The 14425-nt window shown below is 72.6% G+C and carries 10 protein-coding genes; 4 read left to right on the top strand and 6 right to left on the bottom strand.

All coding sequences use genetic code 11. From position 1 onward, the window contains the following. Nucleotides 1-2733, top strand: a 2733-nt coding sequence (locus ACWEVO_RS12555; RefSeq protein ID WP_452307653.1) for a discoidin domain-containing protein, incomplete at its 5' end; no start/stop codon positions are given. 90 nt (nucleotides 2734-2823) lie between these two features. After that, nucleotides 2824-7107: a discoidin domain-containing protein gene (locus ACWEVO_RS12560; protein WP_452307654.1), complete on the top strand. Its 4284-nt coding sequence runs from the start codon at nucleotides 2824-2826 to the stop codon at nucleotides 7105-7107. A 58-nt stretch (nucleotides 7108-7165) separates the two neighbouring features. Here ACWEVO_RS12560 and ACWEVO_RS12565 read toward each other — a convergent pair whose 3' ends face one another. From ACWEVO_RS12565 to ACWEVO_RS12590, 6 genes are all read right to left on the bottom strand, one after another. Continuing rightward, complete coding sequence (locus ACWEVO_RS12565) at nucleotides 7166-8221, bottom strand: SRPBCC family protein (RefSeq protein WP_452307655.1); 1056 nt, start codon at nucleotides 8219-8221, stop codon at nucleotides 7166-7168. 48 nt (nucleotides 8222-8269) lie between these two features. Beyond that, nucleotides 8270-9601 (bottom strand): low temperature requirement protein A, encoded by a 1332-nt coding sequence (locus ACWEVO_RS12570; RefSeq protein WP_452307656.1) that lies wholly within the window; start codon nucleotides 9599-9601, stop codon nucleotides 8270-8272. Between the two features lie 69 nt (nucleotides 9602-9670). Then, nucleotides 9671-10303 (bottom strand): GNAT family N-acetyltransferase, encoded by a 633-nt coding sequence (locus ACWEVO_RS12575; protein ID WP_452307657.1) that lies wholly within the window; start codon nucleotides 10301-10303, stop codon nucleotides 9671-9673. 55 nt (nucleotides 10304-10358) lie between these two features. Next, nucleotides 10359-10700 (bottom strand): MmcQ/YjbR family DNA-binding protein, encoded by a 342-nt coding sequence (locus ACWEVO_RS12580; RefSeq protein ID WP_452307658.1) that lies wholly within the window; start codon nucleotides 10698-10700, stop codon nucleotides 10359-10361. Between the two features lie 30 nt (nucleotides 10701-10730). After that, nucleotides 10731-11507 carry an SGNH/GDSL hydrolase family protein gene (locus ACWEVO_RS12585; protein WP_452307659.1) on the bottom strand — a complete coding sequence of 259 codons (777 nt, stop codon included), beginning with the start codon at nucleotides 11505-11507 and terminating at the stop codon, nucleotides 10731-10733. A 102-nt stretch (nucleotides 11508-11609) separates the two neighbouring features. Next, nucleotides 11610-12212 carry a TetR/AcrR family transcriptional regulator gene (locus ACWEVO_RS12590; protein WP_452307660.1) on the bottom strand — a complete coding sequence of 201 codons (603 nt, stop codon included), beginning with the start codon at nucleotides 12210-12212 and terminating at the stop codon, nucleotides 11610-11612. 104 nt (nucleotides 12213-12316) lie between these two features. On the opposite strand from ACWEVO_RS12590, the gene ACWEVO_RS12595 reads away from it, so the two are divergent. Together ACWEVO_RS12595 and ACWEVO_RS12600 are read left to right on the top strand one after the other, a co-directional pair. Further along, the gene (locus ACWEVO_RS12595) at nucleotides 12317-12784 is read left to right on the top strand and encodes a MarR family winged helix-turn-helix transcriptional regulator (protein WP_452307661.1); all 468 of its coding nucleotides are present in this window, start codon (nucleotides 12317-12319) and stop codon (nucleotides 12782-12784) included. Further along, nucleotides 12781-14418, top strand: coding sequence for an MDR family MFS transporter (locus ACWEVO_RS12600; protein WP_452307662.1), 1638 nt, complete (start codon nucleotides 12781-12783; stop codon nucleotides 14416-14418). The genes ACWEVO_RS12595 and ACWEVO_RS12600 overlap by 4 nt, the downstream gene beginning before the upstream one ends. Nucleotides 14419-14425: the final 7 nt, after the last annotated feature.

Raw genomic sequence — 14425 nt, forward strand, 5'->3', positions numbered from 1 at the left:
CTGCTGACCAACGGCTACGCCCGCTACCCGAAGCAGCTCGACGCCGGCTGGTCCGGTGAGGCGTTCGGCAAGGGCAAGGCCGTGATGACCATCGACACCCGGATCGGCCCCGACCGGCACTACGGCGCCCTGCCGTCGGAGGCCTCCGGTCGCGAGGCGGTCACCCTCGACGCCGTCGGCGAGTACGTCGAGTTCACCCTCACCGCGCCGGCCGACGCGGTCACCTTCCGGTACAGCCTGCCGGACAACGCCGCCGGCACCGGGCGGGACGCCACCATCGACCTGCGCGCCGACGGCGCGCTGGTGAAGGCGGTCCCGGTCACCTCCCGGTACGGCTGGTACTACGGCGGCTACCCGTTCAACAACAACCCGGGCGACACCGACCCGCACCACTTCTACGACGAGGCCCGGACCCTGTTCGGCACCACCTACCCGGCCGGCACGAAGATCAGGTTGCAGGTCTCCTCGACCGCGCAGTCGCCCACCTTCACCATCGACCTGGCCGACTTCGAGCTGGTCGGCGGGCAACTCCCCAAGCCGTCCGGCGTGCTGGACGTGGTCACCGACTTCGGCGCGGACCCGACCGGCGCCACCGACTCCACGGCGAAATTCCAGGCCGCCGTGGACGCCGGAAAAGTGCAGGGCAAGCCGGTCTGGATCCCCGCCGGCACCTTCACCCTCTGGGACCACGTGGTGGTCGACGGGGTGACCCTGCGCGGCGCCGGGCCGTGGTATTCGGTGCTCGGCGGCCGGCACCCCACCGATCGCAAGCGGGGCGCCGGCATCTACGGCAAGTACGTCGCCGGCGGCGGCTACGGCGGCGAGATCCGTCCGCACGAGGCCGGCGGCCCCAGCCGCAACGTCACCCTGCGGGACTTCGCCATCATCGGTGACATCCGGGAACGGGTCGACGAGGACCAGGTCAACGCCCTCGGCGGGGCGCTGTCGAACTCGGTGGTGGACAACCTCTGGCTCCAGCACACCAAGGTCGGCGCCTGGATGGACGGGCCGATGGACAACCTCACCATCCGCAACAGCCGGATCCTCGACCAGACCGCCGACGGAGTGAACTTCCACTGGGGCGTCACCAACTCCACGGTGACCAACACCTTCGTCCGCAACACCGGCGACGACGGCCTGGCCATGTGGGCGCAGAACGTCCCCAACGTCAACAACGCCTTCACCTTCAACACGGTCGGCGTCACCATTCTGGCCAACAACCTGGTCACCTACGGCGGCCGGGACATCCGGATCACCGACAACGTGACCGCCGACTCGGTCACCAACGGCGGCGGCATCCACGTGGCCAACCGCTATCCCGGGGTGAACGGCCCGACCGCCGTCGCCGGCACGATCACCGTCGCCCGCAACACCCTGATCCGCAACGGCAACTCCGACTACAACTGGCGGTTCGGGGTCGGCGCACTCTGGTTCTCCGCGCTCAACGAGCCGATCCAGGGCGCCACCATCAACGTCACCGACACCGACATCCTGGACAGCTCGTACGCCGCGCTGCACTGGATCGAGGGGCAGACCAGCGGGATCAACCTGACCAACGTGCGGATCGACGGCGCCGGCACCTTCGCGCTTCAGGTGCAGGCGCCCAGCCAGGTCAGCTTCACCAACGTCCAGGCCACCGGCATCGCCCAGGCCAACCCGATGTACAACTGCGTCGGCAGCGGCTTCCAGATCACCCAGGGCGTCGGCAACTCCGGCTGGTACTCGGCCAGCCCGTACTGCGGGCCGTGGCCCGAGCCGCAGTGGGGCAACGGCCCGTCCGCCCCGCCCAGCCCGACACCGACCAGTCCCACGCCCAGCCCGTCGCCGACCACCCCGCCGCCGTCGGGCGGCAACCTCGCCGTCGGCCGGCCGGCCACCGCGTCCAGCAGCACCCAGACGTACGTGGCGGCCAACGCGGTGGACGGCAACGCCGGCACCTACTGGGAGAGCGCCAACAACGCCTTCCCGCAGACGCTGACGGTGGACCTCGGCGCGGCACGGGCCGTGGACCGGGTGGTGCTGAAGCTTCCGCCAGGCTGGGAACGGCGTACCCAGACCCTGGCGGTGCTCGGCTCCACCGACGGTTCCGCCTGGGCCACGGCGAAGGCGTCCGCCGGCTACACCTTCGACCCGGCCACCGGCAACACGGTGTCGATCCCGCTGCCCGCGGGCGACCGCCGGTACGTCCGGCTCAGCCTCACCGGCAACACCGGCTGGCCCGCCGGCCAGGCCGCCGAGTTCGAGGTGTACGGCGGCACGGCCACCACCCCGCCGCCGACCAGCACGCCCCCGCCCAGCAGCACGCCGCCGCCCAGCGGCAACCTCGCCGCCGGCCGCCCGGTCACCGAGACCAGCCACGCCGACGTGTACGGCGCGGCGAACGCGGTGGACGGCAACGCCGGCACCTACTGGGAGAGCGCCAACAACGCCTTCCCGCAGTCGTTGACCGTCGACCTGTGCGCGGCGTACCCGGTGGCCCGGATCGTGCTGAAGCTGCCCCCGTCCTCGGCCTGGCAGACCCGGACCCAGACCCTGACCGTGCTCGGCTCCACCGACGGGACGAGCTGGACCACCGTCAAGCCGTCGGCCGGATACGCCTTCGACCCGGCCAGCGGCAACACCGCCACCGTCACCCTGCCCGGCACCGCCGCGCGCCACCTGCGGCTGACCTTCACCGGCAACACCGGCTGGCCGGCCGGCCAGCTGAGCGAGTTCGAGGTCTACGCGAGCTGACCTCCTCGGGGTCCCCGCGACGCGGCGGGGACCCCGTCACCCCCACCACACCCACCTCTCCACGTCCCCGGAAGAAGGTGTCCCCCCACCATGTCCAGAATCCGTACCCGCCTGGTCGCGGTGCTCGCCGCGGTCGGGCTGGCGGTCGTCGCGCCGCCCCCGTCCCCGGCCGCCGCGGCCGGCGGCCCCAACCTGGCCCTCGGTCGGACCGCCTCGGCCAGCAGCGCCAACGGCGCGTACACCGCCGGCAACCTCACCGACGGCAACGCCGGCACGTACTGGGAGAGCGCCGGCAGCGCCTTCCCGCAGTGGGCCCAGGTCGACCTGGGTGCCGCCGTACCGGTCGACCAGGTGGTGCTGAAGCTCCCCGCCACCTGGGAGTCGCGCAGCCAGACCCTCTCCGTGCAGGCCAGCACCGACGGCAGCGGCTTCACCACCGTGGTCGCCTCGGCCGCCCGCACCTTCAGCCCGGCGGGCGGCAACACCGTCACGCTGGCCCTCCCGACCACCACCACCCGGTACGTCCGCATCGCGATCACCGCCAACACCGGCTGGCCGGCCGCCCAGCTCGCCGAGCTGGAGGTCTACGGCGTCACCAGCTCGACCACCAACCTGGCGCTCGGCCGGACCATGGCCGAGAGCAGCCACGCCGACGTCTACGGCGCGGCGAACGCGGCGGACGGCAACGCCGGCACCTACTGGGAGAGCGCCAACAACGGCTTCCCGCAGTGGATCCGCGCCGACCTCGGCGGCACCGTCGGCGTCGACAAGCTGGTGCTCAAGCTCCCCGCCGGCTGGGACACCCGCACCCAGACGCTCACCGTGCAGGGCAGCACCGACGGGTCCACGTACGGCACGCTCGTCGCCTCCGCCGGATACACGTTCAACCCGGGCAGCGGCAACGCCGTCACCATCAGCCTCGCCGCCGCCGCCACCCGGTACGTCCGGCTGCTGTTCACCGCCAACACCGGCTGGCCCGCCGGACAGCTCTCCGAACTGGAGGTCTACGGCCCGGCCACCGGGGACAGCCAGCCGCCCAGCGCCCCCGGCAACCTGGCCCTCACCGAGCCGGCCCCCGACCAGGTCCGGCTCACCTGGAGCGCCTCGACCGACAACGTCGGTGTCACCGGCTACGACATCTACGCCAACGGGACGCTGCGCACCACCGTCGGCGCCTCGACCCTGTCCTGGACCGACACCCAGCCGGCCGGCACCACCGTCTCCTATTCCGTACGGGCGCACGACGCGGCCGGCAACCAGTCCGCCGACAGCAACACCGTCACCCGCACCGGGAACACCGGCGACACCACTGCGCCGACCGCCCCGGGCGACCTCGCGTACACCCAGCCGGTGTCCGGGCAGATCCGGCTGACCTGGACCGCCTCGACCGACAACGTCGGCGTGACCGGCTACGACGTGTACGCGAACAACGCGCTGCGCGGCAGCGTCGGCGGCACCACCCTGTCGTACACCGACTCCCAGCCGGACAGCGCCATCGTCTCCTACTACGTGCGGGCCCGGGACGCGGCCGGGAACGTCTCGGCGACGTCCAACACGGTCACCCGTACCGGCAGCACCCCGGGCGGCAGCAACCTCGCCGTCGGCAAGCCGATCACCGCCAGCTCGGTGGTGCACGTCTACGCCGCCGCCAACGCCAACGACGACGACGTGACCACCTACTGGGAGGGTGCGCCGGGGGCGTACCCGAGCACCCTCACCGTGGCGCTCGGCGCCAACGCCAGCGTCAGCGCGCTCGTCGTGAAGCTGAACCCGGACCCGATCTGGGGACCGCGCACCCAGACCTTCCAGGTGCTCGGCCGGGAGCAGTCCTCGTCCACCTTCACCACCCTGGTCGGCTCGGCGACGTACGCGTTCAGCCCGACCAGCAGCAACACCGTCACCATCCCGGTCAGCGCCACCGCCGCCGACCTGCGGCTGCAGTTCACCGCCAACTCCGGCTCGGCCAACGGCCAGGTCGCCGAGCTCCAGGTGATCGGCGTCCCGGCGCCGAACCCCGACCTGACCGTCACCGGCCTGTCGTCCGCCCCGGCCGCACCGGTGGAGACCGACCCGGTCACCCTGTCGGCCACCGTCCGCAACGCCGGCACCGCCGGTTCGGCCGCCTGCGCCGTCACGTTCTACCTGGGCACGACGAAGGTCGGCACGGCGGCCATCGGCGCCCTCGCCGCCGGCGCCTCGGCGAGCGTCACGCTCGACATCGGCGCACGCAACGCCGCGACCTACCAGGTCACCGCCGTCGTCGACGAGGCGAACACGGTGATCGAGCAGAACGAGTCGAACAACAGCCGGACCGCCTCGCTGACGGTCAGCCCGGTGGCCAGCTCCGACCTGGTGACCGGCGCGGTCACCTGGTCACCCGGCACCCCGAGCGCCGGCGCCCCGGTCGGCTTCGCGATGTCGATCCGCAACCAGGGCACCGTCGCCTCGACGGGCGGGGCCCACGGCATCACCCTCACCCTGCTCAGCGACACCGGCTCGGTGGTGCGCACCCTGACCGGCGCCTACAGCGGCACCATCGCGGCCGGGGCCACCAGCGCGCCCGTGGACCTGGGCAGCTGGACCGCGGCCAACGGAAAGTACATCGTGCGGGTCGCGCTCGCCGTCGACGCCAACGAGCTGCCGGTCAAGCAGCAGAACAACACCAGCGACCGGTCGCTCTTCGTCGGCCGGGGCGCGAACCTGCCGTACGACATGTACGAGGCCGAGGACGGGCGGATCGGCGGCGGCGCACAGGTGGTCGGGCCCAACCGGACCATCGGCGACCTCGCCGGTGAGGCGTCCGGCCGCCGCGCGGTCACCCTCAACACCACCGGCGCGTACGTCGAGTGGACCACCCGGGCGGCGACCAACACCCTGGTCACCCGCTTCTCCATCCCGGACTCCGCGGGTGGCGGCGGGATCGACGCCACGTTGGACATCTACGTCAACGGGGTGCTGCACAAGCCGATCAACCTGACCTCGAAGCACAGCTGGCTCTACGGCGCCGAGGCGGGGCCGAGCGACTCGCCGAGCGCCGGCGCCCCGCGCCACCTGTACGACGAGGCGAACGTCATGCTCAACTCGACCGTTCCGGCCGGCGCCACCATCCGGCTGCAGAAGGACCCGGCCAACACCACCACGTACGCCATCGACTTCGTCAACACCGAGCTGGTGTCGCCCCGGCCGAACCCGGACCCGGCCCGCTACACGGTGCCGAACGGCTTCAGTCACGCGGACGTGCAGAACGCCCTCGACGCGGTCCGGATGGACACCACCGGCACCCTAATCGGCGTCTACCTGCCGCCCGGCACGTACGACACCGCCCAGAAGTTCCAGGTCTACGGCAAGCCGGTCAAGGTGGTCGGCGCGGGCATGTGGTACACCCGCTTCCAGACACCCACCAGCCAGCAGAACACCGACGCCGGCTTCCGGGTGGAGTCCTCGGCGAGCGGCTCGACCTTCGCGCACCTGGCGTTCTTCGGCAACTACACCAATCGGATCGACGGGCCCGGCAAGGTCTGGGGCGAGCTGACGGATGTGGACAACCTGACCCTGGACAGCGTCTGGGTCGAGCACACCGTCTGCGCGTACTGGGGGGTGAGCGTCACCGGGCTGACCATCCGGGACAGCCGGTTCCGGGACACCTTCGCCGACGCGGTCAACATGACCAACGGCAGCACCGGCAGCCTGGTCACCAACTCCGAGGGACGGTCCAACGGCGACGACGCCTTCGCCCTCTTCTCGGCCACCGACCAGGGCGCGTCGACCGGCAACCACGGCAACGTCTTCGAGAACCTCACCGCCACCCTCACCTGGCGGGCCGCCGGGGTGGCCGTGTACGGCGGCTACGACAACACCTTCCGCAACCTCTACATCGCCGACCAGCTGACGTACTCCGGCATCACCATCAGCTCGCTGGACTTCGGCTACCCGTTCGTCGGGTTCGGCGCCAGCCCGCCCACCCAGTTCCAGAACGTCTCGCTGGTCCGCTCCGGCGGGCACTTCTGGGGCCAGCAGACGTTCCCGGCGATGTGGCTCTTTTCCGCCTCGAAGGAGTTCCGGGGCATCCGGGTCTCCGACGTGGACATCGTCGACCCGACGTACTCCGGGATCATGTTCCAGACCAGGTACACCAACGGGCAGCCGGACAATCCGATCACCGACACCGTGTTCAACAACGTGTCGATCTCCGGCGCGAAGCGCAGCGGTGACGCGTTCGACGCCAAGTCCGGGTTCGGTATCTGGGCCAATGAGCTGCCCGAGCCCGGTCAGGGCCCGGCGGTCGGCTCCGCCACCTTCACCAACCTCCGGCTGACCGACAACTACCAGGACATCCGGAACACCACCGGCACGTTCACCATCAACCGCAGCTGACCCGCCCACCGGCGCCGCCGGGCGGATCCGCGTCCGTCCGGCGGCGCCGGTGGGTGAGCTACAGGCCGGCGCAGGGGCTGCCGTCGACGGTGCAGCCCTTCGGCGCCTCGCTGAGCGGATCCGGGTCCCGCACGTCGAACCGGATCGTCGCCGAACCGTCGGCCGGGATCGCCGCCCCGGTGAAGGTCACCTCCGCGCCGTCCTGGGCCGCCTCGGCCCCGTTGACGTTGCCGACCGTGGCCCCCGAGCCCACCGTGACCACCACCGTCCAGGTCTGCTTCGGCGCGCTGCCCGGGTTGTCGACCACCACCTCACCCCGGTAACCGAAGACCCGGTCGGCGACCGTGCGGTACGTGGCGACCAGCGGCACCGCCGACGCGCTCGCGGTGCGGGTGCGGCTGGGCGAGACCGTCGGACTCGGGGCGGCGGTGGCGGTGGCGACACTGCTCCGCGGGCTCCGGGGCGCGCGGGACAGGCCGGCCTCCGGCAGGCGGCTCCGGACGCTCGGCAGCACCAACGGCGTCCCGTCCGGCGGCGGCGCGGGTGCCGGGGACTGCGGGCGGGCCGCCCACATCGCCACCCCGCCGGCCAGGGCGAGGCAGACCACCCCGCCGATCAGCACCGCCCGGCGCCGACCGGCCCCGGTTCGCGTTCGAACCACGGGCAGCTCGGCGGTCAGCCCACCCTCGGCGCGGCGCAGGTCGACCTCCTGGAATGCCAGCCAGTCGAGAATGGCCGGCAGCTGGACGCCGATGGCCTGCTGGTGATGCGCCAACCGGCTGTCGGCGTCCCAGTCGCCCTGCTCCAGCGACTCGTGGACGGTCAGCCGGCAGCCGTGGCCGGTCGGGACGACCGTGGCGCTCAGCCGGCTGCGGCGCGCGCCCTCCCGAAAGCGCAGCACCAGCAGCTCCGGCGGCTGCAGCCGGACCACCTCGACCTCGACGTCGGCGTCGAACCCGGGCCGCCCGGCCGTCCGCAGCAGCCGCCGGTCCGGCGCGTCCGGCGCCGCCGTGACCTCGGTGAACCACTTGGCGAGCAGTGCCGGGTCCGTCAATGTCCGCCACACCCGTTCGGCCGGGTGGAACAGCTCGACGTCGGTGTCGATCTCGATCACGCGGAGACTCTACGGCCCGCCGGCCCCGCCGTCGCGCACGGGCGACCGTCACTGCGTGGACTGCTCCGGGCCGCCGTCGTGCCAGCGGGCGCGCCACGCCGCCTCGCTGGTCTCGTGGTGCGCCTTCTCCTCGAACACCGTCCGGCGCAGCGCGTGCCGGGCGTCGGCCAGCAGCACCAGCTCGACCGCGACCAGCGCGACGCAGATCGCGGTCAGCAGCCCGAGCGCGACCACCGCCGGCAGGCGCTCGGCGACCGGCAGTCCGGCCGCCAGCGCCAGGAGCACGCCGACCCGGGTCCACGACAGGGTGCGCAGCGTGCGCCACTGGAACGCCATGTCCGCGGCCAGGTAGACCATCACCCCGGCGAACAGCATGGGCACCGCCGGTCCGTGTCCCCGTTCACCGACCCCACCCGTCGGGTCGGTGATGGTGCGGACCAGTTCCTCGGCGCCGATGGCGAACAGGATGACGCCGGCGATCATCGGCAGGTAGAGGTACGCGTACGCGTCGCGGCCCATGGCTACCCGTGGTCTGCCCTGGGCGGCGTGCAGCGCGATCCGGGCGGCCGGGCCGATCATGTCGAAGTGCGCCCACCACAGCGCGGCCGTGAACAGGATGCCGAACATGGCCGCCGGGATGGCCGGCCAGGTCACCGGCTTGCCGATCAGGTTGCCGCCGACGCCGACCGAGATCACCGACTCGCCCAGCGCGATGATGAGGATCAGGTCGTAGCGTTCCGTCCAGTGCTCGGCGGAGGTGATCTCCCAGCCGTTGGTGCCGGCCAGCAGGCCGCTGGCGTACTGGATCACCACGACGGCGATCCACAGCCCGTCCCGCAGCCAGAGCCCCGTCCCGTCGTGGTCGACCCTCGGGGGGACCAGTGCCGCGACGAAGAGCAGGATCGTCGTGATCAGGACCTCGGGGACGAACTGGTAGAGCTTGCGGCGGGCGGCCGGGAGGCCCCGGGTGGCGTGCGCGTAGAGCGCCAGGTGCACGGCGCGGATCACCATGTAGCTGAACGTCACCAGGATCGGACCGGCCGCCCCCTCGTGCAGGCCGCCGAAGGTCTGCGGCAGGGCCAGCGCGAAGGTGAACAGCGCCATCATGCCGATCACCATCAGCACCGGGACGAAGCCCTCACCGAGGCGTAACCGGCTGGCCACCACGCTGTGCACGACCCAGCACCACCACAGCACGGCGAGCACCAGCAGCGCGTGCAGCAGCTCCCGCCAGGTCACGTTCGCCGCGGTGGCCCGGGTGATGATGAAGAACGACACCACGAAGACGAGGTCGAAGAAGACCTCGAACTTGTCCACCCGGGCGGCCGGGGCGATGGGAACGGCGGGCCCGAGCTTGCCACGCCGCTGCTCGCCCTCCACCGGACGAGTCTCCCAGCGCCGTGCCGGTCGCGGGGCGGATTCGGGGGGCAATCGCCCCCACCCGGCCGCTCAGTCGCCGGTGGCGCGGCCCAGGTAGGTGAGCGGCCCCGGGTCGGGCACCGGGATCACGTGGAAGCCGAGCCGGTCGTAGAAGCCGCGCGCCCGCACGTTGGCCGTGACCATGCCGACGTGCAGGGCGGGCGCGCCGGCCCGGGCCGCGGCGGCCCGGAACGTCTCCAGCAGCCGCCGGCCGTGGCCGCGCCCCTGATGCGTGGGGAGCAGATCGATGTGCAGGTGGGCCGGGTAGTCGACCAGTTCCGGCAGGAGCAGTCGCTCGGGCCGGTGGTGCAGGGCCAGCATCTCCTCGTCGGGGGTGCGCGGCGGGCTCGTCGGCTCCGGGTAGCGGTGCGCCAGCCGGGGGATCCACTGCCGACGGTAGGCGCGGGCGAAGGCCGGGGTGTCCGCCGTGCCGAGGACGTAGCCGACGACCCGGCCGGCATCCTCCAGCACGAACGCCAGCTCCGGTTCGAGGTGCAGGTAGGGGCCGGCGAACAGGTCGGGCATCAGGTCGTCGGTCGCGTACCGGCCGCGGGCGTCCCCGCCGGCGTCGGCGGTGCGGACGCAGATGTCGTAGACCGCGTCGTGGTCCCCGGGCCGGTAGGACCGGACGACCGCCGTGGTCGGGTTCGGCGCGCTGCTCATGGCCGGACCGTACGGCGTGAGACCGTTCTCACCGAAGCCCGTGCCGCCCGCCGGCTCAGTCGCCGAGCCGTTCCCGGGCGAGGAACTTCGGCACCACCATCCGCCAGGCCTCGGTGACCAGCTCGGTCATCTGCTCCTGATCGAGACGGTCGAGATGGCAGCACACCCAGTGGTAGCGCAGGTCAGCGGGCGGGGGCAGGAAGAACAGCTCCGGTTCGGCCGCGATCAGGCCGTCCCGTTCCTCCTTCGGATAGCCGAAGCCCATCGTCCGCTCGTCGCGCGAGAAGGCGACGTAGACGATCCGGCCGACCCGGAACTTGATCCGGTCGCGGATCAGGTGCTCGCTGGTGCGGGGGAGCGTCCGGGCGAGCGCCCGGACGTCGTCGACGGTGACCACCCGGCGACGGTAGCGCCGCCCTGTGACAGTTCACCGGGGCGCGGCGCGTAGGGCGTCCGCCGACGAGGCGTAGGCGGCGCGGGCGATCACCTCGTGGCCACGGGCGTTGGGATGGTCGCCGTCGTCGGCGAGCAGGTCGGTGGGGTCCGCCTGGCCGGTGGGGCCGCGGAACTCCGGGTACGTGGCCACGTAGATCGCCCCGCTGCGGCCCGCCGCCGCCTGCAGCGCGTCGTTCACGTACGCGGTGGCCGTGTCGGCCTCGGCGAGCCCCGCGGCGTCCGTGCTGTCCCGCGCGACCGCCCCGTCCCGGCTGACGTTCCAGTAGCCGAGCACCAGGACCGGCAGCGGTCCGCCGTGCAGGTCCCGCAGCGCGGTGACCGCGGCGGCGACATGCTCGCCCACGAGCTCGGCGGTCGCCCGGTAGGCGGCCGCGCCGGAGCGGGACTCGACCAGCGGCACCATGTCGTTGGCCCCTGCCATGATCAGCACCGCGGCGACCCGGCGCAGCGCCTGCTGCGCGACCGGGGAGCGGAGCTGCCCGTCGAGATCCGCCGAGGTGCTGCCACCGAGGGCCAGGTTCACCGGGGTGGTCGTGGGGGCGAGCAGCCGTGCGTACAGGTCGGGGAAGGGTGAACAGCCGCAGGCCGTGCCGGCCGGCACCGAGTCGCCGAGCGCCACCACGGTGCCGGCGGGGGAGGGGGCGGCGGTCGCCGGCCCGAGCGGGGAGGCGGTGGAGAGGAGGAAGGCCGTCGCGCAGGCCGCGAGGCCAAGGGTTCGTGCCGCCCTGGCTGCCCGTCGCCCGACCATGCCCGCCATTCTGCACCGGGCGGAGGCGTCGCGCTCCGTTGGCTCGTGCTACGGCGGGTCGCGGTGTCCGGGCGGCCGGTCGCCGCGCCGTACGGCGATTTGTCAGGGCGCGGTCGGCGACGGTGCGGGAGCGGCCTCGGCCAGAGCGGCCCGGAGCGTGTCCGCCAGCGGTTCGTCCGGGTGTTCGAGCCAGTGCTGGACGGCGACCCGCAGGGTGGCCAGGAAGGTCGCCGCCAGGACCCGGGAGCGCAGCGCCGCGCCCGGGCCGCCGACCCGGCCGGCCAGCTCGCCGGCCAGCTCCCGCTCGATTGCGGTGTACGCGGCGACCTGGTGCGCGATCAGCCCCGGGTGCCCGTGCAGCCGGCGCCTGCGGGTGAGCCAGGACATCGCCGCGTCGTCGTAGACCTCCTCGGCGAGCTGCACGGCGGCCGCGCTCAGCGCGGTCCACGGCGGCTCGTCGGCGGGCCGCTCGTGGAGGAGGTCCAGCATCCGGCGCAGCCGTGCGGTGTCGCCGTGGAAGAGGGCCTCCTCCTTGCTGGAGAAGTAGTTGGAGAAGGTCCGCCGGGACACGTTCGCCGCGTCCGCGATCGCCTCCACGGTGACCCGGTCCGGCCCCTGCTCGGCGGCGAGGCGCAGCGCGGCCTCGTGCAGGGCACGGCGGGTCGCGGCCTTCTTGCGCTCGCGCAGCCCGCCGCCCTCCGTCATGCCTGCCAGGGTAGGTGACGTGCTTCTCAATGTGCAAACTTGCCTGCTGCGCAAGATTCGTTGATTATTGCTTGAGGCAACCAACGCCGGCCTGGAGGAGATCCGTGGACACCGCCACCCGTGAACTCGGCACGCGGCTGCAGGACCTGCTGAAGGGCGTGCGGCTGCTCAAGCAGCGGCGCGCCCACGATCGGCCGGCCATCCCGCTCGGCCTGGTGGGCCTGCTGCGCCACATCGACGCCGGCTCGCCCGGGTGCCACGCCCGGGACCTGGCCGAGCGCACCCGGCTCGACCCGTCCACCGTCAGCCGAGCCCTGGCCGCCCTGGTGGCGGACGGGCTGGTGGAGCGGCAGGCCGACCCGACCGACCGGCGCGCCAGCCAGCTGACCGTCACCGACGCCGGTCGGGCCGCCCTCGTCGACACCCAGGACTGGTACGGCTCGGTGCTCACCCGGGCACTGGCGAACTGGACCCCCGACGAGGTGGCGGCGTTGTCCGCCGCGCTGGGCCGGTTCACCCGCGACCTCGAGGTCGCCCTCGCACACCACGACAACCTGGAGGACGCGCGATGAGCGCACCCACCGCAACGGCGGAAGCCGCACCCATGAGCAAGCGGCAGACGCTGGAAGCCCTCAGCGGCCTGCTGCTCGTGCTCTTCGTCGCGATGCTCAGCAGCACGGTGGTCTCGACCGCCCTGCCGAAGATCATCGGGGCGCTCAACGGCTCGCAGACCCAGTACACCTGGGTGGTCACCGCCACCCTGCTCACCGCCACGGCGACCACGCCGATCTGGGGCAAGCTGGCCGACCTGTTCAGCAAGAAGATCCTCATCCAGGTCGCCATCCTGGTCTTCCTCGCCGGCTCGGTCACCGCCGGCTTCGCCCAGAACGCCGGTCAGCTCATCGGCGCCCGCGCCTTCCAGGGCATCGGCGTCGGCGGCCTGCAGGCCCTGGTCCAGGTCGCCATCGCCGCCATGATCCCGCCGCGGGAGCGGGGGCGCTACAACGGCTACCTCGGTGGCGTGATGGCGCTCGCGACGGTCGGCGGCCCGCTGCTGGGCGGCCTCATCGTCGACACGTCCTGGCTCGGCTGGCGCTGGTGCTTCTTCGTCGGCGTGCCGGTCGCCGTGATCGCGCTGCTCCTGCTGCAGGTCACCCTGCACCTGCCCACCCTGCGCCGGGACAACGTGAAGATCGACTACCTCGGCGCGACCCTGATCGCCGCCGGCGTCAGCGTGCTGCTGATCTGGATCTCGTTCGTCGACGGCTCGTTCGCCTGGCTGTCCTGGCAGACCGCGGCCATGGTCGGCGGTGCCGTCCTGCTGCTCGCGCTGGCCGTCTGGGTGGAGTCCCGGGCCGCCGAACCGGTGGTGCCGCTGAAGATCGTCCGCGAGCGCACCACCGCCCTGGCCATCCTCGGCAGCCTCGCGGTCGGCATGGCCATGTTCGGTGGCGCCGTCTTCCTCGGCCAGTATTTCCAGATCGGGCGCGGCTACAGCCCGACCGAGGCCGGCCTGCTCACCATCCCCATGATGGCCGGGGTGCTGCTCTCCTCGATCGTCGCCGGCCGGCTGATCACCGCCACCGGGCGGATCAAGCCGTACATCGTCGCCGGGTCGATCATCCTGGTGGCCGGGTTCGCCCTGCTCGGCACGATCGACCACGAGACCTCCCTGCTGCTGGTCGGCGCGGCCATGTTCGTGGTCGGCGTCGGGGTCGGCATGACGATGCAGAACCTCGTGCTCGCGGTGCAGAACACCGTCGCGCTCAAGGACATCGGCGCGGCCAGCTCCTCGGTGGCGTTCTTCCGGTCGCTGGGCGGCACCATCGGGGTCTCCGTGCTCGGCGCGGTGCTGGCCCGGCGGGTCACCGACCGGATCACCCACGACCTGGCCGCCGCCGGCTTCCCCACCTCCGGGGGCGGGGGCAAGAGCAACCTCAACCTGGACGCGCTGCCCGCGCCGGTGGAGCACATCGTCCGGGCCGCGTACGGCGACGCCACCGGGCACATCTTCCTGATCTCCGCGGCCATCGCGGTGGTCGGCATCGTCGCGGCGCTGCTGCTCAAGCCGGTCACCCTGCGCTCCAGCCTCGACCTGCCCGACACCGGCCGGTCGGTCGCCGTGGGGGCCGACGCGGTGGACGGGGCGCCCGCCTTCGACGAGGTCACCGTCGACCCGGTGACCTCGGACCCGGCCCGGCGCTGACGCCGGG

The organism is Micromonospora sp. NPDC003776, assembly GCF_053605645.1.